Here is a 25,981-nt window from a genome sequence, read left to right as displayed (position 1 = left end):
CGCGGTCGAACAGGTGTTGTTTTGCCGTGAGCTGGCCGCCGTGCTGGCCAACCCGTTGCCGTTGAACCTGCGTCATGTGGATCTGCGCGCCGTGCTGGCCGAGGTCAGCGAACAGACCGGGCTGCGCTTCCGTGTTCCTGATCGGCCTTATGCCAGCGTGAAAGCGCCGTATTTCTATAGCCTCGCCGCCGGTTACCAGGCTATGGACAGTTTGGCCCGAGTGTTCAGCATTCCCGACTTCACCTGGCACCAGTTAGGCAACGGTGAAGTGTTCGCCGGCAGTTGGGCCGACAGTTTTTTCGGCGCACGTGCGCCGCTGCAAATTCCCACGGAGCTGTTCGACGGCTACCAGGGCAACCAAAGCGCGATGGTCGCGGCCCTTCCCGGGTTGCGACCAGGTGCAACGATCAACAACGGCGAGCGCATTACCACTGTTGCACTCGCCAACGACCAGATGGCCATCCGATGGACGACGCAATCCGCCGCGCTGTAGAGCGCCAATTCCCCGAACTCACCGGTGGTTACCACCTGCCGCGTTTTGCCCGGGTGATCGCCGTGGCCGACGCGCCGGCGGACGCCGGACTGTGCGACGACTTCCGCCCGCGCTACGCCGTGGACATCGTCGTACTCGGCCCGGATGACGAACCAGATCCAGCCATGCCGGCGCTCACCGGCGTCCCTCTGCCGCTGCCCACCGGTGGCGAGGAAATGGGCATTTACGCCTTTCCGGAGGAGGGCACGCGGGTCGTGGTGTGCTTCGCCTACGGCCTACCGAACAAGCCCTACATCCAATCGATCTTGCCGCACGGGTTGAGCATGCCCAAGGTGCCGAAGGGGGATCAGGTGTGGCAGCACAGCGAGGCCGCCCAGCAGCGCGTCGACGCCGACGGCAACTGGCTACGCCAGACCGATGGCAAGATTCGGGATCAGGCGATCGAACGTGAAGTTGAAGCCCTGGACAACCGCGAGCAGTTCCAAAGCCACACCCGCGCGGTGGACGACCATTCGATTGAGACGGTGGGTGGTGTGAAAAAGATCGAGGCGCTGGGCGCGCTCAAGCTGATGTCGGGAGGATCCGCGAGCCTGGCGGCGGTTGACGATCTGCACCACGCTACCGGCCGGGACTTGAACCTTGTCGTTGGGCAGAAGCACAACGCCACGGTGGGCGGCGATATGCAGGAGCGGATAGAAGGTTTGCGCCAAAGCGTGGTGAAAGTTAGTCAGCGAATGCAGGCTCCGAAAAACTGGATCGGGTCTGCTGACGTGAATCTGTTCAAGATCGTTTGTGACACCCTCACGCTGTTGCAGGAGATGAACATCCAATTAGCAACGCATACCCATTTGCCAGGGCCAACACCGAGTCCGAGTGACGCTTCGGGATTTACAACCATAGCCAAAAAAGCAGTAGCGTTAAATATAAAACTGTCTCCGATCACTCTATAAACAGAGCATCCGTTGCTGTCGTTACTCGTTATCAAGAGCGTATTTCGGTGAAATTCATTGCATGAAAATGTGGATAACCTTGGCCGGCCGAGTACAACTTTCGGCCGGCCGAGAAATATACTTCCCCCGGGGACTACCGTTCGTCGGGTCGTTGTACGTCTCTAGCGTAATACAACTCACATATTCACTTAGTAGGCGGTGGCCACCGCCGCATTTACGCCGGCGGGGGAAAACCCGCTAATTGTCGAGGTTTCGTCAATTTGCGCTAAGGCGGCCGGCCAAAAAATGCCATGGCGCCGGCGCAGGATGCAGAAAGGCCGGGCGTGTGCCCGGCCTTTCTGCGATAGCGGCGGGTGGTTTCCAAGGCTCAATCCTGTGATAGATTGATCCCCAGCACTCGACGCCCAACATCTTTTGATACTCGCAACTCGAAAGGTTAGGGCGTACCCATGTAGCAGTCAACCATACGGTTACCGTTCCACCGTTAAAAGTTGCGTTAAATGTTGTATTAGTTTCGCTGTAAAGCAAATTAATTAAACTTTAGTGCGAAGGTTAACTGCTCCGTTGAGTGCTTAGCTTAAAGCTTCATTTTCTTGATGAGGCTCAGAAACTAACTTTGGAGTTCTAAAATGCTTCGACTAATCGCTCGCTTCGTTCCAGAAGAGTTAATCCGCTTGCTACAAACGGCTTATTGGTCAATTCGTTTGTACAGGATCTATCAGCAAATAGAGTGATCGCTACGTTGGCAGGGACTTCGGTCCCTGTTTTGTTTCAGCGAATCCGAATTGGTAGCTTCGCTCCAATGCCTCCTTCGTCCAATTTTGAAGCAATCAGAGCAACGGTTTTTGAGACGCTTTGATTAAACGCGTTGGTGCTATAGCAATGGGCATACGAACTGAGGTATTACGCTTCTATCCGGTGAATTTTTGAGAGGCGCAAATGCCCCTACTGTATCAGCCTAAGGAAGGCGTGATCGTCATGTGTGATTTTCGCGGGCTTGAAGCTCCGGAAATGGTCAAGACTCGGCCTGTGGTAGTTTTGCGTCGAAGCTCCCAGAATTCTGCGCTTGTCATCGTGGTTCCTCTCAGTACAACAAAACCCCTGGTCATTCAGAATCATCACGTTGAATTCACTTCCTTAATGCCTGGGCCTCAGAAGCAATGCTGGGCCAAATGCGACATGATCTACACAGTCGCTTGCACGCGGTTGGACAGGATTCAGGTTAAGGATCGGAACACAGGAAAACGAGGCTATACGGTGATTCCTTTACCCCCTGAGATTTTCACCGCAATTCAAGCAGGGGTGAGGTCAGCGCTCGGCATTTAGGTGCTCGTGACGTGTCACACGTCCAAAAATGAGTAGCAAACGGTTGCTTGTCTATAGCGAGGTGATATAGTTATCTCGTTCCCGTAAGGGGCTTGTGAGACTCTAAGGATCCTGGGAAACCAGCAATCGTAGAGCCAAACAGGTATATGGCGATGACAAGCTGACCTGTTTGTGAATGAGGCGCCGCAAGGCGCCTTTGTCGTTTCTAGGGTTTGGGATTTTGCGGTTATTCCATCCTGCACCACCACGACTGCGCAAATGCGCACCCCTCGATGTATTCAATTCCACTTAAGACAAACCCTGTTACGGCCATTCCTGCCAGCGTTGCGTCAAGCAGAGGAGGCAGCGGATCGGGATCGAGCGGCATGCCCACTTCAACGCGTGCAACGTTGGCAGCTCGGCCCAACTCATGGCACATAGTAGAGTTGACCATGACGTTTCCCCGGATCGCCCTATAGCGGCGCCTCTCCTTCGGATTTAGCGCAACGCCACGTAAGCGCATAGGTGTGACCAGTACGTGCATGGCTTCTCCTAAACGTCTGCGTCGAGGTCGAGTAACGATTCGACTGCGTAGGCCAGCGCCGCGTCCGCTAACTCCAGCATGTCTTCGAGTTCGTCAGCGTCGATCACATGGCCTTGGTGCATTGCATGTGCTCGTCTGAGCAATGCTTTGTGGTGGGCACCAGGCATTGCGAGCAAAGACACCTCATCTCGCAGCATGAATCGCCACTGCGCTATCGCGTGGGCTTCCGTAGATAAAGTTCTCGCAGATTCAGTATTCATTGGCCATGCCTATCTCGATAAGGGCACTGTATATGCAAACAGTATATCGGTAGGAGTAACCCTCAACATCAACAGCGCGACTGACGGCAGTTGGTGAGCGTTGAAAGGCGCGGGCGTCCGTTTTGCTGGCCGCAACTGATCGTCTTTCGGAAAATCCTGCAGCCAAGAAAAAATTCGATGAAAAAGCACTTATCCCCCTCCCGCCGGCGGGCTTTGCGTCCCTTTTTTTTGCAAAACGGTGTGGCGGTGCAAACCCTAGCCCGCCGATGGCAACGGCGGGGTCTGTGGGACGTTTGGCGGTTTCACTGTTTGAAAGGAATTGCAAAGAATTGCTACGAGCTTGCACAACGTGCGGTGGCTGGCAGGAGAGGGTGGTGATTCTCAAAGGCCCGGCTGATAAGGGCGGCGCATCGAAAAAATGAAGAGAATGCGAGTTTTCGTTTTCAGCGCAGATCGGCGAAAGGCAAGCCGTGCAATCTGCGCTGTATCGCAATGGAAGCGCTACAAGCCCGGTCGTGCTTGGGTTGGGCCAGAATCAACCAACTGCAGGGTCTTTCACTCTCGCTCCAGCAATCAATTCACTGACTTCGGCGGCATTTAATAGCCGACGATGTTCTGCTTTGACGTGCGAGTGAAGAAGGTCGGTAAGCAGCTTCGCCAGCTTTTGAGCTGTTTCCTCACTCAGCTTTTTGACTGTGCCGGTACGGGCAGAGGGTAGAGCGACTTCGCCTGCGGAGGCTCCGAATGAGTCAAGGAGACCGCTTATATACCCGTTCAAAAACTCTTTTCTGTCGGTCAGGACTTTGCTTTCGGGCGCTTCCTGGTAGTCCCAATCCACTCGCCAATATGGACCTTCCTTAGATACTTCGATGATCGGGAGTGCTGGGTGCTTGGTCAGTTGGCGCATAGGTACTCCTTGCAGTTTGTGGAACTGCAGCCAGTCTAAACCGGGCGGAGGAGTACGTCATATAGATGAGATTAGATCTCAGGTGCAGGGTAGGCTTTTTAAAAAGAGTGATAGAGGTGATACGGCGGGGAAAATGCTCTGGAAGCCCCGGTTTTATTGGGGTTTCGATATCACATGGAAAAGTAATATGAAGTGATAAGAAAAGTGATATTTCCGCCAAACCCCCGATTTTATTGGGTTTCGTGATTTTGAAATATCACCTTATAAAAGAGTAATACGCTTACTTCTATATCACTCAAATATCACCTTTTTCGAAAAATGCTCAAAGCCTTACAAACCGTGGCTTGCAGCGGATTTTCGACAGTCATATCACTTTTATTACTCTGTTTTTGGGGGGGAGCAGATTTTAGAGTTGGCGGCGTCAGAGCGTCCCATCGATCTAAACTTGAGCGCCTGCTGCTTTCAACCGTTGCACGGTCCATTCGCACATTTCGCTCATCGATATGGCTTCGTCGTAAGTGATCTCGCCGAGATGAACGGCTTCGCTACGAATGCGGCTTAAGTTCTGCAAAACATCAAGGGTCTTATTGTCGATCGCGCCTACGCTGTGCAGCCGTCTGATCAAGATGCCAAGCGGAACGCCAACTTCGTATGCGCCATGCTTCAAACCCAAATCCTTCAATCCCAGCTCTACATACGCCCAAGCGCTCAAGGCGGCAGCGCGAGGATCGATTTGCGCCAATTGCACGACAGCAGGGGTTGGTTCTTCCGTAACATCCGAAGCTGCGTCGCCGGATTCCGCGACCTTTTCCCTCGCTGACTCTAGTTCTTGGCCGACATCGATTTGCCATTCCTTATACTTAAGGGTGCGGATCAATGGGATTAGCTTTGACAGAGGATCACGAAGGAGGTAGCCCAAGCCAATTACAGCTAATGGCCAAGCCAGCGAACCTGTAACTGATGCGAAGAACTGCAACCAATCCATGGAGCACCTCGGGAGCTTGTTACGTGCGTTGTTACGTGCGGGACAAAAAACAAAGGCCTGCATCGCTGCAAGCCTTTGATTTATATGGTGCCGGCACCAGGAGTCGAACCCGGGACCTACTGATTACAAGTCAGTTGCTCTACCAACTGAGCTATACCGGCGTTGTGGGCGACGATTATAGCGATTGGGAAGATCCTGTAAACCCCTGAATTCAGACTATTTTTGCACCGCAGTAAATTAAGCGCTGCGCGATGCGTAACGCAGCATTTGTACCTTACGCACGATAGGGCTGTTTTGTAGGACAGGCAGTTGAATTTCGGCTTTCTCGAGCGCCGCAATTATTCGCTCGGTAAGCCCATTATTCGGCGGTTATGTCGTTTTGATTGGCAGCTTATGCACAACTGACAGCCACGAAATCCGACTCAGGCGGGGTTTTGTGAACCCATTCTCATTTTGTTCGCAAATCCCTGTTTTACAGGTTTTTTATTCATGTGAACAAAAAATGACCAGTGCTGTTAACGCAGCGAAACAGGCGCAGATATTGGATCCATGGGAAAACCATCAACAGAGTTATCCACAGGCTGGATGTTTTAAACGCGTTCGGCCAGTAGCAGCAAATTACGCGGAGTCAGCGGGGTGTCGCAGAAGGTGCCGAGTCGGACGGCGTAGCCCTGTTCTTCAAGGAAAAGCGCTCGATCCAGATTCAGCCAAAGCTCCAGCGGCCGTCGGAACAATCCGCGAAGCAATTCCAGATTGCGAACTTCGGCCAACCGCTGCCAACCGGCAGCTTCGAGTGCGGGCCAATCTGGCGAGCCGATTGTGGATAACTCTTTGAGCGCAGCCAGATCGCGACAGTAATCGGCGAACGGTTTTTCCAGCCAAGCGCTGGGCAGGGAGGGCGTTGGCAGGTATTCGTCGACGCCGCGCACTTGCCGTTGCAGCAGGTCAAAGGCCAGGCGACGGGCCATTGAGGTGTCACGCTGACGTCGGACGCGAGCACCGGCGGTGACGGTTTCACTCATTGGCAGCGCCAGATCTTCCAGCGAGAGCTGTAGGAGCGATGCCAGTCCGTCGTGGGACAACGGCTGATAATCGCTGCGACTGATGCGGTTGTAGCAGCAGGGCGCGATCGCCATTTGCTTGCAACCTGCGGCACTGGCCAGTTGCATCAGGCGCACATTCAGATCGCCGCAAGCATGGAGAGCGACGGGCGTGTGAGTCGCGCTCAACACAGCAGCGGCGTCCGCTGCCAGCACGTCCTGTTCCACATGCAAAGCGTGCAGGTGGTGACGCTGACTCAACGCCTGACCGCTGGCGACCAATTGAGGATCATATTCAACGCAAGTCAGTTGGTGCCCCGCGCCCAGCAAGCGCCGCCCCAAGTGTCCTTTGCCCGAGCACCAGTCCAGCCAATGCGTCGGCTGCGAGGCAAAAGACAAGCGACTGGCAAACGCCTCGATCTGCTGCCACTTGCGCCCCGGCACATCGACATTCAATCGATGCCCCGCAGCTTCCAGCGCATGTCCCGGCAACTCGCCAACAGAACTCAGTTCAGCCGACAACGCTGCCAATGAAGCAAATGGCTCCGGCGCAACGGCAAGATCAGCAGGTTGGTTGTGAGCGCTTTCCGCGTCTTCCAGTGAGCGCCCACGCAGCCAGGAGGCCAGCTCCGGGTAGGATTCTTCCCAAGGAAGATGTAGGTGAGTGAATGGTCGAGGTTTCCACAGCGCCTGATGCTCAATCAAAAAAGCATCCAGCGCTGTGAAGCGGGCGAGTAAGTCCTCGCCCGTCAGCACGTAGGAAGAATCAACGCCCTTGGCAGGCATCGACGCGCAGCCAGCGCTCCAGCAGCTTGAAGCCGCGTACCAGCACGTAAGCCATCAGCAGATAGAACACGCCAGCAGCGAAGAAGATCTCCACCGGCAAGTAGGTGCGGGCAATGATCGTGCGCGCCATGCCGGTCAGTTCCAGCAGAGTCACGGTGCTGGCCAGCGCACTGGCCTTGAGCATCAGGATCACTTCGTTGCTGTACGCCGGCAGGCCGATGCGCGCGGCACGCGGGAGGATGATGTAGAACATCGCTTTCGGCTTGGACATGCCCAAGGCCCGCGCCGCTTCGATCTCACCCGGCGGAATCGCCTGAATCGCCCCGCGCAGGATCTCGGCGATGTACGCCGCCGTGTGCAGGGTCATGGTCACGGTCGCACACCAGAACGGATCGCGCAGGTACGGCCACAACGCGCTTTCACGCACCGCATCGAACTGCGCCAGGCCGTAGTAGACCAGGAACAGCTGAACCAGCAACGGCGTGCCACGGAAAAAGAAGATGTAAGCGTAGGGCAGCGAGCGCACGTACCACAGCTTCGAAGAGCGGGCGATGCCCAGCGGAATCGCCAGCAGCAGACCGGCAATCACGGCGATGGCGACCAGTTCCAGGGTCAGGGTCGCACCTTGCGCCAGTTTCGGCAGCCACTTGATGATGACTTCCCAGTTCATTAAGCGCTCCTCGCAAAGCCGCGAGCGGCGCGTTTTTCCAGGAAGTGCATGCCGGTCATCGCCAGCACGGTCAGGCCCAGGTACATGATCGCGGCGACCATATAAAAGGTGAACGGTTGTTTCGACACGGTCACGCCAATTTGCGCGTGACGCATGATTTCTTCCAGGCCGATGACCGAGACCAGCGCGGTGTCTTTCATCAGGATCATGAACAGATTGCCCAGGCCGGGCAGGGCGATACGCCACATCTGCGGCATGATCAGCCGGGTGAAGATCCGCCATTTCGACAGGCCCAGGGCCTGGCCGGCCTCACGGTGGCCTTTGGGAATGGCGAGAATCGCACCACGAAACACTTCGGTGGCATAGGCGCCGAAGCACAGGCCCAGTGCGATTACGCCGGCGGCGAAGGCGTTGAGTTGCAGGTCGGGGTTGCCGAAGAACTCACCGAGGGCGCGCATCAGGTTGACCGTACCGAAGTAGATCAACAGCACCCAGAGCAATTCCGGGACGCCACGCACCAACGTGGAATAAGTGCCGCCAAGCCATTGCAGCGGCTTGTACGGGGAAGTCTTGGCCAAGGCGCCGAGCAGACCGAGCACCAGTCCCAGGCACAGGGCGGTGAGAGCCAGTTGGACGGTCATCAGCGCGCCGGCAGCGAGGGCCGGGCCGAATCCGTAGAGGTCGATAATCATGGGTTTCTGTTCAAATTGCGGCAGGCAAAGTCGGGAGCCGGCGCCGTTCAATCACGGCGCCAGTCCCACAGGTCAGGATCAGTAGATGCTGAACGGGAAGTACTTGTCGTTGATCTTCTTGTAGGTACCGTCGGCGACGATTTCCTTCAGAGCGGCGTTCAACTTCTCACGCAGAGGGTCGCCTTTACGCACAGCGATGCCGATCTTGTCGCTTTCTACGACCGGGTCACCTTTGAACTCGTAGTTCTTGCCAGCGTCGCTTTTCAGCCAGTCATAGTTGGCGTACTTGTCAGCGAGGATCGCGTCGACACGACCTGATGTCAGGTCGAGGTAGGCGTTTTCCTGGGTGTCGTAGAGGCTGACCTTGATGTCATCCGCGTAGGTGTCTTCCAGCCAGGTACCGGCCAGGGTCGCACGCTGGGTACCGATGGTCTTGCCTTTCAGCGAGTCTTTGTCGGTTTTGAAGTCGACGTTTTTCGGGGCGATGAACTGCAGCTTGTTCGAGTAGTACGGGTTGGTGAAGTCCACCGCGCCTTTGCGCTCTTCGGTAATCGACAGCGAGGAGATCAGGAAGTCGAACTTCTTCGCGTTCAGGGCCGGGATGATGCCGTCCCAGTCGGAAGTGACCACGGTGCACTCGACTTTCATCTTCGCGCAGAGGGCGTCGCCGATGTCTTTGTCGAAGCCGACCACGTTGCCGCTGGCGTCTTTGTTGTTGAACGGCGGGTAGGCCGCTTCGATGCCCATCTTCAGGGTTTCAGCCATGGCACCGGCGCTGAACGCGAGGGTGACGGCGGCGGCCAGGAAGACCTTCTTGAAATTCTGCATGCATGTTGCTCCGTTAGCGGTTGCTGGACATGAATTGTTTGCAGCGCGCCGAAAGCGGGTTTTCGAACACCTGCTGTGGCGATCCTTGCTCTTCTATAAGGCCTTGATGAAGGAACACCACTTCGCTGGAGACCTGACGGGCGAAACCCATTTCGTGGGTCACAAGCAGCATGGTGCGGCCTTCTTCGGCCAATGCGCGGATGACACTAAGTACTTCCTGAACCATTTCCGGGTCAAGCGCCGAGGTGGGTTCGTCGAACAGGATCACCTTCGGCTGCATCGCCAGCGTGCGGGCAATCGCCGCGCGTTGTTGCTGGCCACCGGACAATTGCGCCGGGTACGCGTGGCGCTTGTCGGCGATGCCGACCTTGGCCAGCAGCGCTTCGGCGACTTCGATCGCCTCGGCTTTGCTCTGGCCGAGCACGCGACGCGGTGCCTCGATGATGTTGTCGAGGATGCTCATGTGCGGCCATAGATTAAAGTTTTGAAACACAAAACCAATCTCGGAGCGCAGGCGGTTGATCTGTTTGCCGTCGGCAGCAACCAGTTCGCCATTTTTGGCGGCCTTGAGCTTGAGTTCTTCGCCGGCCACCAGAATCTGGCCCTGGTGCGGGTTCTCCAACAGGTTGATGCAACGCAGGAACGTGGACTTGCCGGAACCGGAGGAACCGAGGATCGAGATCACATCGCCGTCGCGGGCGGTCAGCGAGATGCCTTTGAGCACCTCCAGCTGTCCGTAGCGTTTGTGCAAGTTGCGGATTTCAAGCGCGGGCGTGGCCTCAGCCATGTGCGTTCCTCATATATGTTGCGCTCCTGCTGTTGGATGGCCTTCCTGGCGAGGCGGCCAAGCTAGCATAGCGTTTCAATGGCAGCCAACAGCGCTACGAGCGGTTAACGGGTGGCATGTGGCAGGTTGTCGCATCGGCACAGCAGACTGTCGCCCCATCAACAACCGAACGGGTGTTTGATCGTGCAAACCCGTGGGTGTCGCGTAAAAAAAGGCGCGATGTTGCCAGCTTTGGCGGGGTGTTGGAAGCGCTATCCGGCCGATCGTTCCTGATTCGCCCTTTTATTGTGCATCCCACACTTTTTCAGTGTGTTTCTGGTGCGCTGTTTCGTTTGAAAAGTGAGTCGCAGGGTAACGCTCTGGCGGATTGCCATTAAATCCAAGGACTTGCGATGACTGTCCGGTCGCGCGCAAAGCCGCGGCACAGAAGAGTTTGAAACATTTTGGCGCAAAACTTGCGTGCAGAATAAGGAACGCCCCGTTGGTTTCTTTTTACGAGAAAGAAAATGCCAGACGGGCCGGACGCAATCGCTTTCCTCGCAAAGGTAGTTTCGATGAGCAGTACCCCAAGCTCCAATGGCCTCGAACAGGGGCTCAAACCGCGTCATGTGACCATGTTGTCGATCGCCGGTGTAATCGGCGCCGGTCTGTTCGTTGGCTCCGGCCACGCCATCGCTGCCGCCGGCCCTGCCGTGCTGCTGGCCTACGCTGCCGCTGGTACCCTGGTGGTGTTGGTGATGCGCATGCTCGGCGAAATGGCTGTTGCCTCGCCGGACACCGGTTCGTTCTCGACGTACGCCGACCGTGCCATCGGGCACTGGGCCGGTTTCACCATCGGCTGGCTGTACTGGTGGTTCTGGGTCCTGGTGATTCCGCTGGAAGCCAACGCCGCCGCAACCATTCTCCATGCATGGTTCCCTGACGTCGGCATCTGGGCGTTCGCACTGGTCATCACCCTGTTGTTGACCGTCACCAACCTGTTCAGCGTAAAGAATTACGGCGAGTTCGAATTCTGGTTCGCGCTGATCAAAGTGCTGGCGATCATCGGCTTCATCATCCTCGGTCTGGCGGCGATCTTCGGCTTTCTGCCAAACAGCCAGGTCAGCGGCGTTTCGCACCTGTTCGACAGCGGCGGCTTCCTGCCCAACGGCATGGGTGCCGTGTTGGGCGCGATCCTGACCACCATGTTCTCCTTCATGGGGACCGAGATCGTGACCATCGCGGCCGCGGAATCGAAGAACCCGGGCAAGCAGATCTCCAAGGCCACCAACTCGGTGATCTGGCGGATCGGCTTGTTCTACCTCGTGTCGATCTTCATCGTTGTGGCCTTGGTGCCATGGAACGATCCTACGCTGGCCAACCTCGGTTCCTACCAGACCGTACTTGAACGCATGGGCATCCCGAACGCCAAGATGATCGTCGACATCGTGGTTCTGGTCGCGGTGACCAGTTGCCTGAACTCGGCGCTATACACCTCGTCGCGCATGCTCTTCTCGCTCGGCAAGCGTGGCGATGCACCGGCCATGGCGACACGGGTGAACAAAAGCGGCACGCCTTACTGGGCGGTGATGCTGTCCACAGGCGCGGCATTCCTCTGCACTTTCGCCAACTACGTGGCCCCGGCCGCAGTGTTCGAATTCCTGTTGGCCAGCTCCGGTGCGATCGCACTGTTGGTGTACCTGGTGATCGCGTTCTCGCAACTGCGCATGCGTAAACAACGCATGGCACGCGGCGAGAAAATCGTCTTCAGCATGTGGCTGTTCCCGGGCCTGACCTACGCGGTGATCATCTTCATCGTCGCGGCCCTGACCATCATGTTGTTCCAGGAAGCGCATCGCGTGGAGATCCTCGCGACTGGCCTGTTGAGCTTGATGGTAGTGGCTGCCGGTCTTCTGGTGGCACGCCGTCGCAAGCTGGAAAAACGTGGTGCGGTGGTGTTGAACTGATCCGTAATACGTAATGCAAAACGGCCGCTGTCAGTGATGACGAGCGGCCGTTTTTGTTTGTTAGCGATGTTTATTCGCTCTTGTCTTCCTGTGCTTCCACCGACTTGCCATAAGCATCCAGCGCAACCCCGAAATCGGTGATGAACTGTGGCTCGCTCAGCCAGGCCTGGGCCTCTTCGATCGTTACGCCTTCGGCCCACATGCGATAGTCGATCAGCATGTCGGCGGCCAAGTGGGTGGCGGCCATGCCTTCGTTGTCGGCGTTTTCCATGTCGAGCAGTTCTGGATGATCAACGATGATGAATGCCAGTTCGCGCAGCAGTGTCAGCAGCATCTCGTTGCGACTGATCGCTTCGGCGTCGCGCATTTTGCTGAACATCGCCAGGGTGTATTCCGGGATCGGCTCAGCGAGGTGGTCGAGGTCTTCGTCCTGTTCCAGTGGCTTGCGGCCGACCATACGGATTTGCTTGGCTTTGGCCTTGGCGCGTTTGGCGCGTTTCTGTTGCTTGTTCAGGGATGCCATGGGAACTCAGTTCTTCTGTTGGGTTTGCGCGGCGATCGCGTCGGACGCCGCCACATAGTCGGCCTGGAAGGCCGGGGATTCGATCCACGCCAGCGCGCCGGCCTCGTCGGTTTCCTGCGACCACTGGCGATACTCGATCAGCGCGGCGAGGATAAAGTCCATCGCGCCTTCTTCGCCTTCCTGTTCGTAGACCAACTCCAGCAGCGGATCTTCTAGGAACGCGGTGCACAGGGCTTGCTGGCTGATCTTCTCGGCGTCGATCATTTTCTTGAACAGCTCGGTCAGGTCCACCGATTCGAAGTCGATGCGGTCATCGTTCGGGTCCAGCTCTACCGGCGCTTCGGCGCGTTTGGTGCGGTTCTGCTTGGCCTTGGCTTTGGCCCGGGTGGCGCGTTTTTGCTGCTTGTTGGCGGAGGCCATGATGTGTTCCGTCGTGCGTTGAGAGGGCTCAGCTGCGCGGGACTTGCCGCCCGGGTGTGTCGGGGGCCAGTGCGCCGGTTTGCAGCCAGGTCAGAGCGATGGGCCATAGTGTGGCTTGGTATGCGCTGCGAAAAAAGGCGAAATGTCCGACTTGTTGTTCGTCTATGTCCTGCGGCTCGATGCGCAGGTGGGTTTTTTCCGCGTTGCTGAAGTAGCCGAGCAGGCGTTCGATCGCCGCAATTGTGCCGTAGGGATCGTCGCTGATACTGATCGCCAGAGTCTGTGCGCGGACATTGGCGAAGGGCAGGGCGCCGGTCTTTTTCATCAGCGCGCGACCACTGGGGCGCCGTTCGTAACGCGCGGCAGGGGTGCTCCAGTCGCGCACAACGCCTTTCGGCGTATCTTCCAGCCAGCCGAGTCGCTTGCCGGGGAAAAAGCCGCAGAACAGCGTCAGCAACGGCATCACGACGTGCCATTTGCCGAACATGCGCCAGCGCTGTTCCGGCGCGTAGTCGCGCCAGTAGGCGAACTGCGCGCCGACGGTGACCAGCCGTCGGATAACCTGCCCGGACTCGCCCAGGCCCGCTGCGCAACCGCCAAAACTGTGGCCGACTACGTCGATCGGCTGACCGGGAAACTCCCGTTGCGCGCGTTTGAGCATCGCTTCGAAATCCAGTGCGCCCCAATCTGTCCACGAAGCATTCAAACCTTTGATCGACACGGAGCGCGATTCGCCGATGCCGCGGTAGTCGTAGGTCATCACGTCGAAGCCGTTTGCGAACAGGTAAGCCGCGAAGCGCGAGTAGTGGCGACAGCGCACCGAAGTGGCGGCGTTGATGATGACCACTGGGCGCTGGCTATCGGGCAGGGAATGACGCCAGATGAAACCGCCAAGTGCAAAGCCGTCGGCGGCAGCTTCTTTGAAAGGCTCACCTTGCTCGGCAGTCAAGGTTGGCGACCCTGACTGCATGTCTTGCCTTGCGGGCGTGTCCTGACAGCTCATGACGCTCGACTCTTGAAGAGTAGGCTGACAACGATAGTCTCAGGGCGGCCCGGCAACAATCCGCAAGTTTTACTCGGTGGATTGAGTGAGCCTGCGCTCTTCGATCAAGGCCTGTTCGCGATTGAGTTCTGCGCGTAACTCGTCTTCACTCGGCAGGATCGTCTTGTAACTGCTGGCAAACAGTTGCTCATTGCCCTTGAGCATTGAGTAGCGCGCCACCGAGTCGTTGCTTTCGGCAGACAGAATGATGCCCACAGTCGGCTTGTCGCCCTCGCTGCGCATGAGCTCGTCGTACATGCGCACATACATGTCCATCTGCCCGACATCGCGGGCGCTGAGCTTGCCGCGTTTGAGATCAATGATCACAAAGCATTTGAGCAGGTAGTTGTAGAACACCAGATCGATGTACAGATCGACGCCGTCGGTACTGATGCGTTGTTGGCGGGCGACAAAGGAAAAGCCTTTGCCCAGCTCTAGCAGAAAGCCCTGCAGATGGTCGATCAGAGCTTGTTCGAGACCGCTTTCCCTGACCTTGCCTGCCGAGGGCAGACCGAGAAATTCGAGCATGACGGGGTCGCGAATGAATTCACGCGGATTGCATTTCATTGCTTCGATGTTGGTGGTGGCTTCTTCGATCACATCGGCTTTGTCGCGACTCATGAGAAGCCGCTCGTAGTAGAGCGTGAGGATCTGGCGGTCGAGGGCGCGGCTTGACCAGTTCAGGTTGGCGCATTCGTTCATGTACCAATGGCGTGCTTTTTCATTGGTCACGCCCAGAAGCCGACGATAGTGGGTCCAGCTCAATTCGTGACGCAGTGCGTCACGAATTGGAAACGCCTGATAAAAGAGGCGCATATAACGCAGGTTGGAAGCGTCAAAACCCTTCCCGAACTTCTCTGTCAGATCCTTTGCCAGCAGCGCTAGCAACTGTTTGCCATAGCCCGCACGCTGGGCACCTTGCTGTTCAAACTCGACAATATGCCTGCCGATCTGCCAGCAGGTTTGCACTTGAATCGTGTCCACCGCACGCAGCACTTTTTGCCGTGCCTGGCGAATCAGTTCGCCCAGCTCCCCCAGCAACGAATCGATTTTCGGGTCTTGCGTGTCAGCAGGTTTTAGCGGGCTCATCGGCTCTTCCACATCGTTGGATACAGGCGTCAAAGCATGCCAAGAGTCGCCGCGTGGGGATGTCGGGCGAGCCGGTTAAATGGGACGGAAGAAGGGATTGATGTTGCAGGACGTTGCCGCTGAAAGATGCGCCAGAGAGTCATGGTCTGTAGTCCATTTCATACACGCGCCAAGTTCCAAACAATCTAAACCCGCCCCGATACGCAAAATCTAAAAGGAGTAACGGTTGGGTTCTGCAAGAACCCGGGAGTCGTGATCATGAAACGCGTTCTTTCATTCATGCTGCCCATCGCCGCAGTTGCTGCATTGCTGTTTCCGGTGATGTTGCAGGCAGCCAGTCTTGAGCCCATCGACAGTGCCGGGGTGCAAGTTCAGCAGCAACAACAGAACGGCGTCAGCTATTTGGCCGGAGGGGTCGGTGAGGATGAGGCGAAGGCCATTCAACAAACCACCGGTTACAACTTGCACATGACGTTCGCAGTGGGGCCGCAGGATGAGTACACCGCAGATGTCGATGTGACGATTGAACAGTCGCCGGGGCAAACCGTACTGACCCTCAGCCAGACGGGGCCGCTGCTGTACGTGAAATTGCCGCCCGGCAAGTACAAGGTGGTGGCCACTCGTAACGGCGAAACACGGCACGATGTCACAGATGTTGGCAGCGGCACTGCGCGCAATCTGGTGTTCCACTGGAATGATGCTGGATAGCGATGGGTGTTTGTCAGGTTGAGGCGCCGGTACAATCGCGCGCCTCATCTTTTGTGACGTAGGGAAGCGCTGGTTTGAAAGGGATTTTGCGTGCTGTTGGTGTTGCAGGCCTGGTGTTGCAGTTGGCCAGCTGCGGAACGTTCATCGGGCGTTTGAATGACGGTTTGTCCGATGCTCAGTATTACCGAGGGGTTGATGGCAACCTTCATCTGCTGGGTGTACGTGGTGGGGGCAGCGATGGCATGCCGGCGGCGATCGTCTGTTACATGATGATTGTCTGCCCACTCATCACCGTCGTATCCCTGCCAGTGGATGCCGCGCTGGATACGGTTCTGCTGCCTGTCGATTACATCAATACGCTTTAGGTTTTCTTTGTGCGGCGTTTGCGATTCGCTGGCTTCGACGGCTTCTGCACTTTGCGGTAGATCCACACGCCGAACACCGCAATTGCCAGCAGCAATACCATGACGACGCCTTGCCGCACAAATTCAAACCAGAACCGCCGGGGTTGCTCGGCCAAGGTGTAGGTGCTGCGCGGGCCACGGTTGGTGGTGGTGATGGAGCCGCTGATCCAGCTGTCGATCAGCATCCAGATTGATGCGCCAATGGCGAAGGCAATCAGCACAACAAAGAGCACGGTCAGCCAGTAACTCGTGCGGCTCGGGCGATACGGCGGCGGATGGGGCAGGGGCACGCGGGTTCGTTTCTGGTTCATCAGCTTGATGACCCTCTTCCGTAAGGGGCGGCCAAAGTAGCGCGGATTACGGCTGATGGGAAAGCGCTGACGTACAAACCCGCGATCACTGAGTAAGGGCCGCATACTTCTATTTCGTGAAAAGTGTTTTTAGAACCAGGCCAGATTCTTCATCTATCCGGCAATCGAACCCGGAAAAGTTTCCAACCCACAGCGGTTCTTCGCTTATCACGCCGGTATAGGCGTCTCCACCGCCCATGCCAATATCGGGCGCTCGCCAGAGCAAGTTGCCTGAGCGGTCGTAGCAGAACAGATTTTGCGAGGGGGCTGCGCGCTCAAAAGCCATCCAGTCATAGATGACCAAGACTCGCTCGTTGATCAGGACGGCTTGCAGGGCACAATAGCAGCCCTCAAAACGTATGCCGTCGCCGATGATCCATCTGCCGCTCACTTCAAGCCTCATGCGTTCCCTGCTGTGCCAAGCACTGTAATGCGCGAGTGTAGGTTTTCTGCGCCGCGTAAACAGCTGAACTCAATGTTTATCAAATCGCAGGCATAAAAAAACCCTGAATCTTGCGATTCAGGGTTTTCGGTATTTGGTGCCCAGAGACGGAATCGAACCGCCGACACGGGGATTTTCAATCCCCTGCTCTACCGACTGAGCTATCTGGGCAACGGGGCGCATTAAAAGGGTTTTTCGGATTTACGTCAACGACTTTTTTAAAATTTCTTAAATTAATTCCGTCGCTTACGATCCCGCCCCCGATTTTGCAGGGTTTACTCAGCAGGCGGAACGTAGCCTTCAGCCTTGGCGTATTCCTCGCCGGAGAAGTACTTGTCCATTTCGCCCTGCAGATATTTGCGGTCTTCGGCGTTCATCATGTTCAGACGCTTTTCGTTGATCAGCAGGGTTTGGTGTTTCTGCCAGTCAGCCCAGGCCTTGGCCGAGACGTGGTCAAAAATATCCTGACCTTTGGCGCCCGGGAAAGGAGCGCGGTCCAGCGCGGGCAGTTCTTCTTTGTACTTGCGGCACATTACGGTGCGGGTCATGGCGACTCTCCTGCATTCAAGACGGCGGCCGCGCGTTCGAGCAAGGTTTTGACCGGGGCGGCGAGGCCCAGGCGCGGCGGGGTGGCGAGGTTATACCAGAGCCAGTCGGCCTCGGCCACGTGATGGGGGGCCTCCTGCACCTGAACCAGCCAGGGTTCGATGGACAGCTGGAAATGGCTGAACGTGTGGACGAGGCTCGGCAGCGCCTGCTGCTCGCCCATGGTCAGCGAGTGCTGAGCGGCGAGATGTTGCAGGTCATCGAGGTCGTCGAGTTCCGGCAGGCTCCACAGACCGCCCCACAAACCGCTCGATGGGCGACGGTAAAGCAGAATCGCGCCGTCGCCGTTGGCGAGCATTGGCATCAGCGTGCGCTTCTGCGGGATGGCTTTGCGCGGCTTGGGGATCGGGTAGCGGGTTTCGAGGCCGAGCATGTGCGCCTCGCAGCCACGCTCCAGTGGACACAGCAGGCAACTCGGCTTGCTGCGCGTACACAGTGTGGCGCCGAGATCCATCATCGCCTGGGTGTAGGCGTTGACCCGATCGTGCGGCGTAAAGCGCTCAGCGTTGGCCCAGAGCTGTTTGGCGACCTTCGGCTCGCCGGGGTAGCCCTCTTGCGCGGTAAAACGCGCCAGCACGCGTTTGACGTTGCCATCGAGAATCGGCGCGCGCAGGCCCATGCTGATGCTGGCGATGGCGCCCGCAGTAGAAAGGCCGATGCCTGGCAGGTCCGTGAGCTTTTCGACATCCCGCGGAAACTCTCCGCCGTACTGGCTGACGACGATCTTCGCGGTCTTCTGCAAGTTGCGCGCACGGGTGTAGTAACCGAGCCCGGTCCACAGGTGCAGCACCTCGTCTTCGGGGGCTTCGGCCAGCGCTTCGACCGTCGGCAGCGCGGCCATGAAACGGTCAAAATAATTGAGCACGGTGCTGACTTGGGTCTGCTGCAACATGATCTCCGACACCCACACCCGATACGGGTTGATGTCCTGCTGCCAAGGCAGATCGTGGCGGCCGTGGCGGTCGAACCAATCCAGCACCGCTGTGGAAAATTGCTCCGCTCTCATCGCTTGAACAGCCCCTTCAATGCGTTTTTCAATTCCGGGCTGACCTTGTCACCGAGTTTTTCGTCGATTTTTTCACTGAGCTTGTCGCCGGCCAGTCTGGTCGCTACCTGACCGAGGCGGTCGTTGTCGACGCGGCAGGCTTTGGCGCCCAGTTCCAGAGGGCCACGGCAGCGCAGCGGCCATTCGACACCGACGAATTTTTCGCCGACCTGACAGGCTGGATCCGGCATGGCGCTGGTGTCGCCTTCGACGATGATGCCGACGCGGTAGTCCATGCCGAGCACGCGCAAATCGATGTCGCCGTCACCGTTGACGGTCATGCCGGGGATGCGCACCTTCAGATCCGGGTTGCTGGCGACGCCGTTGCGGAAGGTCAGGTTGCCCTTGAGTTCCTGGAATGGCGTGTCTTTGCCGCGTGGCTCGCCGCTGAGGGTTTTGCGGTTGAGCGTGGCGATGCCTTTGCACAATTGCTGCTCAAGGTTGGCGTTGAGCAGCACGCCGTTGTTGATCACGAAACTGGCGTTACCGTTAAGCGTATCGATCAGTGCCTGCTGGCTGTTGCCGCTGCCAGTGACATTGCTGGTGAGGGTCACCAGACCTTTGACCGGCGGGTTCTTGCCTTGGCTTTCGAGGATTTTTTCTACAGGCACGCGATTGAGCCTGGTCTGCAGGTTCAGCACAGGCGCGCTCGGGCGTACATCGAGAGTCCCGTTGGCGGCGAAACCGCCGTTGTACAACTCACCGCTCAGGTTGGTCAGGGTCAGCAGGCCGCCCTGGCCGGTGGCTTTCAGTGCGGCGTTCTGGATCGGCAGTTTATCGAGGGTCAGTTGGCCGAAGGTCAGATCGGCGTCGACGTCGAGTTTGGCCAGGCGTTCAACCGGCAGCAGCCGCTCGGTGCTCCAGGCGGTTTTGCTCGGTTTGTCCGGCAGTGGCGTGGAACCGGCACCGGCCATGGCATCGGCTTCGGTGCTGGCGACTTCGGCCTGACGCACTTGCGTGGCGCTGTTGGCTTGCGCCGATTTCGGCGGCAGGTAGCGGTCGGCGTTGAACGTGTCAGCCTTGAGGATTGCCCGCAGTGACTGTTTGGCGAAATCCTCGACGGCGATGCGGCCGCTGAAGCTGCTGTCGTCGAGTTTCAGGTTGATGTTGTCGAACGCGATGCTGGTTGGCGTGGCGGCAACGCGGCTGACCAGTTCGACCTTGCTCAGGCTGCCTTCGGCCATGGCCGGCAGTTTCTGGCCGATGCTGTCGACGAATTTCGCCAGATCGAACTGGGCGATGGAGAGGCCGCCAGTGATTTGCGGGGTCTTGTCGAGGTCGTTGGCTTTGAGCTCGCCCAAGGCGCGCAACTGGTTGGCGGAGATCTTGATGCCGGTCCATTCGGCGACGTTCGCGGCTTTGTCCAGCGATAACTGGCCCTGAGCTGCGAAGGTCATGGTCTTGCCTTGCAACGGATCGCCGGCCAGCTCGCCGGACAGCTTCATGTCTTCGAACCTGTAGCGTTGCAGCGCGCGCTCGATGCGCAGCTCGCCGGTGAGCTCGGTACGCACGCGCAGAACGGGCTGGTTGGTGCCGAGAAATGCCGTGGCTTTCACCGGAATATTCGTCGAATCGTGTACCGGGCCGGTGCTCAGCTGAATGCTTTCGGCGCTGAACTGCTTGCCCGTCAGTTCATCGTTGTATTCAACACGGGCGTTGTTGACGGTCAGGCTGTCGATATCCAGGCGGATCGGCTGTGGCGGTTTTTCGGGTTGGGCAGGGGCCTCTGCAGTGGCTGTGCTGGCCGGCGCCGGAGTGCCGGCAGGTGCGGCGGCTGTCGGCACTTTGCCGATGTCTTCCCAGTTACCGTGGCCGTTCTTGTCGCGTTTCAGGCGCAGATTCAGGCCTTCAACGCGCACATCGCTCATTTGCACTTCGCGGCGCAACAGCGGTAGCACGCGCACGGACAGGCCGAGCATCTGCAGATCGGCATACGGTTCGGTCGGATTGATCAGGGTGGCGACGCTGGCTTCGTGCAGTTCCAGGCCGAGCCACGGGAACAGGCTCCAGCCGATGTCGCCATTGAGCGTCAACTCGATGTGGGCCTTGTCACGGGCTATCTGGCGGATCTCGTCTTTGTAGTCGTTGGGATCGAAGAGGTGGGTCAGGGCAAAACCTGCCGCCACGATGATCAGCAACAGCCCGAGAAGTACCAGACCCAGGATTTTGCCGAACGCTTTCATGGGCGAGTCCTTGTAGTTAGTCGAATTCGTAATTTAGCCGGGGAGTATAGCGCTGCAACTGCCCGGTTCGCTGTGACGTCATGTTGCCGGGACTTCCAGCGGAACACACAATTTGGCGGCGAGTGCCTGAGCCTCCAGATGCCCGGCAGGCGCCAGCAGATGCAACTCAGCCCCCGCTTGCGACGCCATTTTCTGTGCTTGGTTCACCAGCCGTTCGGCAACTCCACGGCGACGGGTAACTTTTCGTACGCATAAATGGGACAAGTACCAGACGCCGTGGTGCCTTTGCAGAATGCCGGCACCGAGCAGGCGATCGTTGAAGCGACCGGCAATAAGAGCCCCGTCCGCGAGTGCGCTTTCGATCAGCCCAGCCTCCCCGGAAAACGGCGCGAACAGCCATTGCGGGGCGTCGCGATAGATCTTCTGCAGATCCTGTTGATCCTGATAACTGACGTCTTTCAAGGCTTGGACAATGATCGGCATGGCGTTTTCCTGGTGGTACGAGAACAGATGACAGAAAAAAGGTGATATCAGTTTGGTTTTTCTGTCACGTGCAAATGGTAACCTTCGCCCGTTCGTCCGTCCTTCTGCGACTTAACGTCGCGCCTTCAAGGAGCTTCACCCAAAAAAACGGTCATGCCTGCGTGCATAAAGGCCGGGGGTGAACAGTGGCTGGCGAACCATACTAATAATTGGGGGATACACAATGAGCACGAGCATCACGGCGGACGGCCTTCGCGCCGACCAGCCTGCGTTCCTGTCCAAGGAACGCATCATCGCCAAGCCCGGTTTCAACCGCTGGCTAGTTCCACCGGCCGCTCTGGCCATCCACCTGTGCATCGGCATGGCCTACGGTTTCTCGGTGTTCTGGTTGCCGCTGTCCAAGGCTCTGGGCGTTACTGCTCCAGTGGCTTGCGCGCCGGACATGAGCTTCATCGCACAGGTATTTTCGTCGAACTGCGACTGGCCGATCTCCATGCTCGGCTGGATCTACACGCTGTTCTTCATCTTCCTCGGCTGCTCGGCAGCGATCTGGGGTGGCTGGCTGGAACACGCCGGGCCACGCAAGGCCGGCGTTGTATCGGCCTTGTGCTGGTGCGGCGGTCTGCTGATCTCGGCGCTGGGTATTTATACCCACCAGATCTGGCTGATGTGGATCGGCTCAGGTGTGATCGGCGGTATCGGTCTCGGTCTTGGCTATATCTCGCCGGTTTCGACCCTGATCAAGTGGTTCCCGGACAAGCGCGGCATGGCCACCGGCATGGCAATCATGGGTTTCGGTGGTGGCGCGATGGTCGGTGCGCCATTGGCGACGGCGCTGATGAGCCATTTCGCTTCGGCTGAAGGTGTTGGCGTCTGGCAGAGCTTCGTGGCCATGGCTGCGATCTACTTTGTGTTCATGATCGGTGGCGCTCTGGCTTACCGCGTGCCGCCAACGGGCTGGAAGCCTGAAGGCTGGACCGCTCCGGCGAAGAAAGCGGCGAACGCAATGATCACCAACCGTCACGTGCACGTGAATGTGGCGTGGAAAACCCCGCAATTCCGTCTGGTCTGGCTGGTGCTGTGCCTGAACGTATCCGCCGGTATCGGCATCCTCGGCATGGCTTCGCCACTGCTGCAGGAAGTGTTCGGCGGCAAATTGCTGGGTGTTGATGTGCCGTTTGGTCAGCTTGATGCCGGGCAACTGGCTTCGATCGCGGCGATTGCTGCCGGTTTCACCGGTCTGCTGAGCCTGTTTAACATCGGTGGCCGCTTCTTCTGGGCTTCGTTCTCGGACTATCTGGGCCGCAAAAACACCTACTTCGTGTTCTTCGCCCTGGGTTTTGCTCTGTACGCGCTGATTCCGAACATGGGCCATCTGGGCAACGTTGCGCTGTTCGTGGCGGCGTTCTGCATCATTCTGTCGATGTACGGCGGCGGTTTCGCCACTGTTCCGGCGTATCTGGCCGACTTGTTCGGTACGCAGATGGTTGGTGCGATCCACGGTCGTCTGCTGACGGCTTGGGCTGCGGCTGGCGTGCTGGGTCCGGTATTGGTGAACTACCTGCGTGAGTATCAGCTGAGCATCGGCGTTGAACGCGCTGCGGCTTACGACATCACCTTGTACATCCTCGCCGGCCTGCTGGTGCTGGGCTTCCTGTGCAACCTGATGGTGCGTCCGGTGGCTGACAAGTACTTCATGACCGACGCTGAGCTGGCGGCCGAACAGGCGCTGGGCCACGACAAGGGTGCTGACGCCAGCACGGTTCTGGAGTGGAAAGCCGCACCGGGCAGCAAGCCGCTGGCGATCGCTGCGTGGCTGGTGGTGGGTATTCCGTTGGCGTGGGGTGTGTGGGTGACCCTGCAGAAGACGGCGGTACTGTTTCACTAAGTAAAAACGCAGTACCCCTGTAGGAGTGAGCCTGCTCGCGATAGTGGTCTGATAGTCACAGAAATGTTGATAGTCAGGCCCTCATCGCGAGCAGGCTCACTCCTACAGTCGTTTTTGGGGTACCTGTAATGGCTTGTATGGACATGTCTACCCGCGACAGCCGGGCGTTCTATCCGTCTGCCATCTCACCTCTCGTGTTTCTGTTTGCTTCCTGCGTGCCTATAATGGCTGCCTTTTTCGCCCAATGATTTTGCGGAGCTGGTGATGGCCGAACGTAAGGCGTCTGTCGAGCGCGACACTCTGGAAACCCAGATCAAAGCCTCGATCAACCTTGATGGCACCGGAAAGGCCCGATTCGATATCGGTGTTCCTTTTCTTGAGCACATGCTGGATCAGATCGCCCGTCACGGGTTGATCGACCTGGATATCGAATGCAAGGGCGATCTGCATATCGACGACCACCATACGGTGGAAGACGTCGGTATCACCCTCGGCCAAGCATTTGCCAAAGCCATCGGCGATAAAAAAGGCATCCGTCGCTACGGTCATGCCTACGTGCCGCTCGATGAAGCGCTGTCGCGCGTCGTCATCGATTTCTCCGGTCGTCCAGGCCTGCAGATGCACGTGCCGTACACCCGCGCTACCGTCGGCGGCTTCGACGTTGACCTGTTCCAGGAATTCTTCCAGGGCTTCGTCAACCACGCGCTGGTCAGCCTGCACATCGACAACCTGCGTGGCACCAACACCCACCACCAGATCGAAACCGTGTTCAAGGCTTTCGGCCGCGCGCTGCGCATGGCCGTCGAGCTGGATGAGCGCATGGCCGGGCAAATGCCATCGACCAAAGGCGTTCTGTAATGCAGACGGTTGCAGTTATCGATTACGGCATGGGTAACCTGCATTCGGTGGCCAAGGCCCTCGAGCACGTCGGTGCCGGCAAGGTGTTGATCACCAGCGATGCGGCGGTGATTCGCGAAGCTGACCGCGTGGTGTTCCCCGGTGTTGGCGCGATTCGCGATTGCATGGCGGAGATCCGTCGCCTCGGCTTCGACTCGCTGGTGCGCGAAGTCAGTCAGGATCGTCCGTTCCTCGGTATCTGTGTCGGCATGCAAGCGTTGCTCGACACCAGCGAAGAGAACGACGGCGTCGACTGCATCGGCCTGTTCCCGGGCGCGGTGAAGTTCTTCGGCAAAGACCTGCATGAAGACGGCGAGCACCTGAAAGTCCCGCACATGGGCTGGAACGAAGTGCAGCAGAAAGTCAGCCACCCGCTGTGGCATGACATTCCGGACATGGCGCGTTTCTACTTTGTGCACAGCTACTACATTGCCGCCGCCAACGCGCGGCAGGTGGTCGGTGGCGGTCATTACGGCGTCGATTTCGCTGCGGCGCTGGCCGATGGCTCGCGTTTCGCCGTGCAGTTCCACCCGGAGAAGAGCCATACCCATGGCCTGCAATTGCTGCAGAATTTCGCCGCGTGGGACGGTCGCTGGTAAATGGCTGCCAAGAAGTCCAAACCGCCGATCCTGACCCTCACTCCCGAACAGGAGAACGAGGCCAATCGCAAGATTCAGCGGTTCATGGAAGACCGTTTCGAACTGGACCTGGGTTCGTTCGAAGCGGCGGAAATTCTTGAGCTGTTTACCCGCGAAATTGCTCCGCACTATTACAACAGGGCGATTTTCGATGTGCAGACCCACCTCAAAGAGCGGTTTGAAAGCATCGAAAGCGACCTGTGGGCGCTCGAAAAAAATTAGGAGCAGCTGCAAGCCGCAAGCTTCAAGCTGCAAGAACTGGTACACCGCATGCTCGCAGCTAGTCGCTTGCAGCTTGCCGCTCTTTTGACGAAGGAAAAAGCATGCTGATTATTCCCGCTATCGATCTTAAAGACGGTGCCTGCGTACGTCTGCGCCAGGGCCGCATGGAAGATTCCACAGTGTTCTCCGATGACCCGGTGAGCATGGCTGCCAAGTGGGTGGAGGGCGGTTGCCGCCGTCTGCATCTGGTCGATCTGAACGGCGCTTTCGAAGGCCAGCCAGTCAATGGCGAAGTCGTCACCGCAATCGCCAAGCGCTACCCGACCCTGCCGATCCAGATCGGTGGCGGTATCCGTTCGCTGGAAACCATCGAACACTACGTCAAGGCTGGCGTCAGCTACGTGATCATCGGCACCAAAGCCGTGAAAGATCCGGCGTTCGTCGCTGAAGCGTGCCGTGCGTTCCCGGGCAAGATCATCGTCGGTCTGGACGCCAAAGACGGTTTCGTCGCCACCGATGGCTGGGCTGAAATCAGCACCGTGCAGGTCATCGATCTGGCCAAGCAGTTTGAAGCCGACGGCGTGTCCTCGATCGTTTATACCGACATCGCCAAAGACGGCATGATGCAGGGCTGCAACGTGCCGTTCACCGCTGCGCTGGCCGCTGCCACCAAGATTCCGGTGATCGCCTCCGGCGGTATCCACAATCTGGGTGACATCAAGTCGCTGCTCGACGCCAAGGCGCCGGGCATCATCGGCGCCATCACGGGCCGGGCGATCTACGAAGGCACCCTCGACGTCGCCGAAGCGCAAGCTTTCTGCGATTCGTACCAAGGCTGAGGACTGACC

The 25,981-nt window shown here is 57.9% G+C and carries 30 protein-coding genes and 2 tRNA genes; 12 read left to right on the top strand and 20 right to left on the bottom strand.

The window, feature by feature from the left end; all coding sequences use genetic code 11:
• The 3 genes from ACW9IR_RS12100 to ACW9IR_RS12090 all read left to right on the top strand — a co-directional run.
• The coding region (locus ACW9IR_RS12100) for a hypothetical protein (protein ID WP_457463365.1) at positions 1 to 493 on the top strand (493 nt) is incomplete at its 5' end.
• The gene (locus ACW9IR_RS12095; protein ID WP_457463363.1) at positions 466 to 1,443 is read left to right on the top strand and encodes a hypothetical protein; all 978 of its coding nucleotides are present in this window, start codon (positions 466 to 468) and stop codon (positions 1,441 to 1,443) included. The genes ACW9IR_RS12100 and ACW9IR_RS12095, both read left to right, overlap by 28 nt.
• 939 nt (positions 1,444 to 2,382) lie before the next feature.
• The gene (locus ACW9IR_RS12090; RefSeq protein ID WP_457463361.1) at positions 2,383 to 2,769 is read left to right on the top strand and encodes a type II toxin-antitoxin system PemK/MazF family toxin; all 387 of its coding nucleotides are present in this window, start codon (positions 2,383 to 2,385) and stop codon (positions 2,767 to 2,769) included.
• Positions 2,770 to 2,995: 226 nt separating this feature from the next.
• Here the strand turns inward: ACW9IR_RS12090 and ACW9IR_RS12085 are convergent, their stop codons facing one another.
• Complete coding sequence (locus tag ACW9IR_RS12085; protein ID WP_457463359.1) at positions 2,996 to 3,292, bottom strand: hypothetical protein; 297 nt, start codon at positions 3,290 to 3,292, stop codon at positions 2,996 to 2,998.
• 382 nt (positions 3,293 to 3,674) lie between these two features.
• On the opposite strand from ACW9IR_RS12085, the gene ACW9IR_RS12080 reads away from it, so the two are divergent.
• Positions 3,675 to 3,974, top strand: coding sequence for a hypothetical protein (locus tag ACW9IR_RS12080; RefSeq protein ID WP_457463357.1), 300 nt, complete (start codon positions 3,675 to 3,677; stop codon positions 3,972 to 3,974).
• 113 nt (positions 3,975 to 4,087) lie between these two features.
• Here ACW9IR_RS12080 and ACW9IR_RS12075 read toward each other — a convergent pair whose 3' ends face one another.
• The 8 genes from ACW9IR_RS12075 to ACW9IR_RS12040 all read right to left on the bottom strand — a co-directional run bounded on the left by ACW9IR_RS12075 (position 4,088) and on the right by ACW9IR_RS12040 (position 10,247).
• A complete protein-coding gene (locus tag ACW9IR_RS12075; RefSeq protein WP_457463355.1) occupies positions 4,088 to 4,459 on the bottom strand; it encodes a hypothetical protein in 372 nt (123 codons plus the stop codon).
• Positions 4,460 to 4,898: 439 nt separating this feature from the next.
• A complete protein-coding gene (locus ACW9IR_RS12070; RefSeq protein WP_457463353.1) occupies positions 4,899 to 5,444 on the bottom strand; it encodes a hypothetical protein in 546 nt (181 codons plus the stop codon).
• 85 nt (positions 5,445 to 5,529) lie between these two features.
• Positions 5,530 to 5,605, bottom strand: a tRNA-Thr gene (locus ACW9IR_RS12065).
• Between the two features lie 429 nt (positions 5,606 to 6,034).
• On the bottom strand, positions 6,035 to 7,270 hold the full coding sequence (locus ACW9IR_RS12060; protein WP_457463351.1) for a methyltransferase: 1,236 nt from the start codon (positions 7,268 to 7,270) through the stop codon (positions 6,035 to 6,037).
• Positions 7,251 to 7,940, bottom strand: coding sequence for an ABC transporter permease (locus ACW9IR_RS12055; RefSeq protein ID WP_007909164.1), 690 nt, complete (start codon positions 7,938 to 7,940; stop codon positions 7,251 to 7,253). The genes ACW9IR_RS12060 and ACW9IR_RS12055 overlap by 20 nt, the downstream gene beginning before the upstream one ends.
• Positions 7,940 to 8,632 carry an ABC transporter permease gene (locus tag ACW9IR_RS12050; RefSeq protein WP_007909165.1) on the bottom strand — a complete coding sequence of 231 codons (693 nt, stop codon included), beginning with the start codon at positions 8,630 to 8,632 and terminating at the stop codon, positions 7,940 to 7,942. The genes ACW9IR_RS12055 and ACW9IR_RS12050 overlap by 1 nt, the downstream gene beginning before the upstream one ends.
• A gap of 78 nt (positions 8,633 to 8,710) precedes the next feature.
• Positions 8,711 to 9,460: an ABC transporter substrate-binding protein gene (locus tag ACW9IR_RS12045; protein WP_007909166.1), complete on the bottom strand. Its 750-nt coding sequence runs from the start codon at positions 9,458 to 9,460 to the stop codon at positions 8,711 to 8,713.
• A 13-nt stretch (positions 9,461 to 9,473) separates the two neighbouring features.
• Positions 9,474 to 10,247: an ABC transporter ATP-binding protein gene (locus ACW9IR_RS12040; RefSeq protein WP_007909167.1), complete on the bottom strand. Its 774-nt coding sequence runs from the start codon at positions 10,245 to 10,247 to the stop codon at positions 9,474 to 9,476.
• A gap of 554 nt (positions 10,248 to 10,801) precedes the next feature.
• Here ACW9IR_RS12040 and gabP point away from each other — a divergent pair.
• Positions 10,802 to 12,193 (top strand): GABA permease, encoded by a 1,392-nt coding sequence (gene gabP / locus ACW9IR_RS12035; RefSeq protein ID WP_007909168.1) that lies wholly within the window; start codon positions 10,802 to 10,804, stop codon positions 12,191 to 12,193.
• A 70-nt stretch (positions 12,194 to 12,263) separates the two neighbouring features.
• On the opposite strand, the gene ACW9IR_RS12030 is transcribed toward gabP, so the two are convergent.
• The 4 genes from ACW9IR_RS12030 to ACW9IR_RS12015 form a co-directional block, all read right to left on the bottom strand.
• Positions 12,264 to 12,716, bottom strand: a complete 453-nt coding sequence (locus ACW9IR_RS12030) for a hypothetical protein (protein ID WP_457463347.1) — start codon at positions 12,714 to 12,716, stop codon at positions 12,264 to 12,266.
• A 6-nt stretch (positions 12,717 to 12,722) separates the two neighbouring features.
• Complete coding sequence (locus ACW9IR_RS12025; protein ID WP_008080543.1) at positions 12,723 to 13,136, bottom strand: hypothetical protein; 414 nt, start codon at positions 13,134 to 13,136, stop codon at positions 12,723 to 12,725.
• Positions 13,137 to 13,164: 28 nt separating this feature from the next.
• Positions 13,165 to 14,139 carry an alpha/beta hydrolase family protein gene (locus ACW9IR_RS12020; protein ID WP_457463345.1) on the bottom strand — a complete coding sequence of 325 codons (975 nt, stop codon included), beginning with the start codon at positions 14,137 to 14,139 and terminating at the stop codon, positions 13,165 to 13,167.
• A 69-nt stretch (positions 14,140 to 14,208) separates the two neighbouring features.
• Positions 14,209 to 15,267: a PDDEXK nuclease domain-containing protein gene (locus tag ACW9IR_RS12015; RefSeq protein ID WP_457463343.1), complete on the bottom strand. Its 1,059-nt coding sequence runs from the start codon at positions 15,265 to 15,267 to the stop codon at positions 14,209 to 14,211.
• Between the two features lie 258 nt (positions 15,268 to 15,525).
• Here ACW9IR_RS12015 and ACW9IR_RS12010 point away from each other — a divergent pair, with 258 nt between their 5' ends.
• On the top strand, positions 15,526 to 15,975 hold the full coding sequence (locus tag ACW9IR_RS12010) for a carboxypeptidase regulatory-like domain-containing protein (RefSeq protein WP_110720658.1): 450 nt from the start codon (positions 15,526 to 15,528) through the stop codon (positions 15,973 to 15,975).
• A 74-nt stretch (positions 15,976 to 16,049) separates the two neighbouring features.
• The gene (locus ACW9IR_RS12005) at positions 16,050 to 16,340 is read left to right on the top strand and encodes a YceK/YidQ family lipoprotein (RefSeq protein WP_457463341.1); all 291 of its coding nucleotides are present in this window, start codon (positions 16,050 to 16,052) and stop codon (positions 16,338 to 16,340) included.
• Here ACW9IR_RS12005 and ACW9IR_RS12000 read toward each other — a convergent pair.
• The 7 genes from ACW9IR_RS12000 to ACW9IR_RS11970 form a co-directional block, all read right to left on the bottom strand.
• On the bottom strand, positions 16,337 to 16,690 hold the full coding sequence (locus tag ACW9IR_RS12000) for a hypothetical protein (protein WP_150707992.1): 354 nt from the start codon (positions 16,688 to 16,690) through the stop codon (positions 16,337 to 16,339). The two genes, ACW9IR_RS12005 and ACW9IR_RS12000, sit on opposite strands and share 4 nt — an antisense overlap.
• A gap of 109 nt (positions 16,691 to 16,799) precedes the next feature.
• Positions 16,800 to 17,132 (bottom strand): hypothetical protein, encoded by a 333-nt coding sequence (locus tag ACW9IR_RS11995; RefSeq protein ID WP_457463339.1) that lies wholly within the window; start codon positions 17,130 to 17,132, stop codon positions 16,800 to 16,802.
• A gap of 134 nt (positions 17,133 to 17,266) precedes the next feature.
• Positions 17,267 to 17,342 (bottom strand) — tRNA-Phe (locus ACW9IR_RS11990).
• Between the two features lie 104 nt (positions 17,343 to 17,446).
• A complete protein-coding gene (locus ACW9IR_RS11985; protein ID WP_016986336.1) occupies positions 17,447 to 17,719 on the bottom strand; it encodes an oxidative damage protection protein in 273 nt (90 codons plus the stop codon).
• Positions 17,716 to 18,783, bottom strand: coding sequence for an A/G-specific adenine glycosylase (gene mutY, locus ACW9IR_RS11980; protein ID WP_457463337.1), 1,068 nt, complete (start codon positions 18,781 to 18,783; stop codon positions 17,716 to 17,718). Before mutY ends, ACW9IR_RS11985 begins: the two co-directional genes overlap by 4 nt.
• Positions 18,780 to 21,005, bottom strand: coding sequence for an AsmA family protein (locus tag ACW9IR_RS11975; RefSeq protein ID WP_457463335.1), 2,226 nt, complete (start codon positions 21,003 to 21,005; stop codon positions 18,780 to 18,782). The genes mutY and ACW9IR_RS11975 overlap by 4 nt, the downstream gene beginning before the upstream one ends.
• A 78-nt stretch (positions 21,006 to 21,083) precedes the next feature.
• Positions 21,084 to 21,488, bottom strand: a complete 405-nt coding sequence (locus ACW9IR_RS11970; RefSeq protein WP_457463333.1) for an acetyl-CoA sensor PanZ family protein — start codon at positions 21,486 to 21,488, stop codon at positions 21,084 to 21,086.
• Positions 21,489 to 21,711: 223 nt separating this feature from the next.
• On the opposite strand from ACW9IR_RS11970, the gene ACW9IR_RS11965 reads away from it, so the two are divergent.
• The 5 genes from ACW9IR_RS11965 to hisA all read left to right on the top strand — a co-directional run bounded on the left by ACW9IR_RS11965 (position 21,712) and on the right by hisA (position 25,972).
• Positions 21,712 to 23,376 (top strand): OFA family MFS transporter, encoded by a 1,665-nt coding sequence (locus ACW9IR_RS11965; protein ID WP_102899558.1) that lies wholly within the window; start codon positions 21,712 to 21,714, stop codon positions 23,374 to 23,376.
• Between the two features lie 264 nt (positions 23,377 to 23,640).
• Positions 23,641 to 24,234, top strand: coding sequence for an imidazoleglycerol-phosphate dehydratase HisB (hisB, locus tag ACW9IR_RS11960; RefSeq protein WP_007909204.1), 594 nt, complete (start codon positions 23,641 to 23,643; stop codon positions 24,232 to 24,234).
• On the top strand, positions 24,234 to 24,872 hold the full coding sequence (hisH, locus tag ACW9IR_RS11955; protein WP_102899557.1) for an imidazole glycerol phosphate synthase subunit HisH: 639 nt from the start codon (positions 24,234 to 24,236) through the stop codon (positions 24,870 to 24,872). Before hisB ends, hisH begins: the two co-directional genes overlap by 1 nt.
• Positions 24,873 to 25,133: a DUF2164 domain-containing protein gene (locus ACW9IR_RS11950; protein WP_003220751.1), complete on the top strand. Its 261-nt coding sequence runs from the start codon at positions 24,873 to 24,875 to the stop codon at positions 25,131 to 25,133.
• Positions 25,134 to 25,234: 101 nt separating this feature from the next.
• Complete coding sequence (gene hisA, locus ACW9IR_RS11945; protein WP_003220753.1) at positions 25,235 to 25,972, top strand: 1-(5-phosphoribosyl)-5-[(5-phosphoribosylamino)methylideneamino]imidazole-4-carboxamide isomerase; 738 nt, start codon at positions 25,235 to 25,237, stop codon at positions 25,970 to 25,972.
• Positions 25,973 to 25,981: the final 9 nt, after the last annotated feature.

This window comes from Pseudomonas sp. SDT291_1_S447, from assembly GCF_054070155.1.
Note: the sequence above shows the minus strand (reverse complement) of the source record. Positions and strands in the feature narration are given on the sequence as shown.

Coding starts and splice junctions, on each gene's coding strand:
- hisH (WP_102899557.1), top strand. CDS start 24,234: ATGCAGACGGTTGCAGTTATCGATTACGGCATGGGTAACCTGCATTCG.
- ACW9IR_RS12040 (WP_007909167.1), bottom strand. CDS start 10,247: ATGGCTGAGGCCACGCCCGCGCTTGAAATCCGCAACTTGCACAAACGC.
- hisA (WP_003220753.1), top strand. CDS start 25,235: ATGCTGATTATTCCCGCTATCGATCTTAAAGACGGTGCCTGCGTACGT.
- mutY (WP_457463337.1), bottom strand. CDS start 18,783: ATGAGAGCGGAGCAATTTTCCACAGCGGTGCTGGATTGGTTCGACCGC.
- ACW9IR_RS12055 (WP_007909164.1), bottom strand. CDS start 7,940: ATGAACTGGGAAGTCATCATCAAGTGGCTGCCGAAACTGGCGCAAGGT.
- ACW9IR_RS12060 (WP_457463351.1), bottom strand. CDS start 7,270: ATGCCTGCCAAGGGCGTTGATTCTTCCTACGTGCTGACGGGCGAGGAC.
- ACW9IR_RS12020 (WP_457463345.1), bottom strand. CDS start 14,139: ATGAGCTGTCAGGACACGCCCGCAAGGCAAGACATGCAGTCAGGGTCG.
- ACW9IR_RS12090 (WP_457463361.1), top strand. CDS start 2,383: ATGCCCCTACTGTATCAGCCTAAGGAAGGCGTGATCGTCATGTGTGAT.
- ACW9IR_RS12045 (WP_007909166.1), bottom strand. CDS start 9,460: ATGCAGAATTTCAAGAAGGTCTTCCTGGCCGCCGCCGTCACCCTCGCG.
- hisB (WP_007909204.1), top strand. CDS start 23,641: ATGGCCGAACGTAAGGCGTCTGTCGAGCGCGACACTCTGGAAACCCAG.
- ACW9IR_RS12095 (WP_457463363.1), top strand. CDS start 466: ATGGACGACGCAATCCGCCGCGCTGTAGAGCGCCAATTCCCCGAACTC.
- ACW9IR_RS12070 (WP_457463353.1), bottom strand. CDS start 5,444: ATGGATTGGTTGCAGTTCTTCGCATCAGTTACAGGTTCGCTGGCTTGG.
- ACW9IR_RS12015 (WP_457463343.1), bottom strand. CDS start 15,267: ATGAGCCCGCTAAAACCTGCTGACACGCAAGACCCGAAAATCGATTCG.
- ACW9IR_RS12085 (WP_457463359.1), bottom strand. CDS start 3,292: ATGCACGTACTGGTCACACCTATGCGCTTACGTGGCGTTGCGCTAAAT.
- ACW9IR_RS12000 (WP_150707992.1), bottom strand. CDS start 16,690: ATGAACCAGAAACGAACCCGCGTGCCCCTGCCCCATCCGCCGCCGTAT.
- ACW9IR_RS11965 (WP_102899558.1), top strand. CDS start 21,712: ATGAGCACGAGCATCACGGCGGACGGCCTTCGCGCCGACCAGCCTGCG.
- ACW9IR_RS12025 (WP_008080543.1), bottom strand. CDS start 13,136: ATGGCCTCCGCCAACAAGCAGCAAAAACGCGCCACCCGGGCCAAAGCC.
- ACW9IR_RS12075 (WP_457463355.1), bottom strand. CDS start 4,459: ATGCGCCAACTGACCAAGCACCCAGCACTCCCGATCATCGAAGTATCT.
- ACW9IR_RS12030 (WP_457463347.1), bottom strand. CDS start 12,716: ATGGCATCCCTGAACAAGCAACAGAAACGCGCCAAACGCGCCAAGGCC.
- ACW9IR_RS11995 (WP_457463339.1), bottom strand. CDS start 17,132: ATGAGGCTTGAAGTGAGCGGCAGATGGATCATCGGCGACGGCATACGT.
- ACW9IR_RS11970 (WP_457463333.1), bottom strand. CDS start 21,488: ATGCCGATCATTGTCCAAGCCTTGAAAGACGTCAGTTATCAGGATCAA.
- ACW9IR_RS12050 (WP_007909165.1), bottom strand. CDS start 8,632: ATGATTATCGACCTCTACGGATTCGGCCCGGCCCTCGCTGCCGGCGCG.
- ACW9IR_RS12010 (WP_110720658.1), top strand. CDS start 15,526: ATGAAACGCGTTCTTTCATTCATGCTGCCCATCGCCGCAGTTGCTGCA.
- ACW9IR_RS11975 (WP_457463335.1), bottom strand. CDS start 21,005: ATGAAAGCGTTCGGCAAAATCCTGGGTCTGGTACTTCTCGGGCTGTTG.
- ACW9IR_RS11950 (WP_003220751.1), top strand. CDS start 24,873: ATGGCTGCCAAGAAGTCCAAACCGCCGATCCTGACCCTCACTCCCGAA.
- gabP (WP_007909168.1), top strand. CDS start 10,802: ATGAGCAGTACCCCAAGCTCCAATGGCCTCGAACAGGGGCTCAAACCG.
- ACW9IR_RS11985 (WP_016986336.1), bottom strand. CDS start 17,719: ATGACCCGCACCGTAATGTGCCGCAAGTACAAAGAAGAACTGCCCGCG.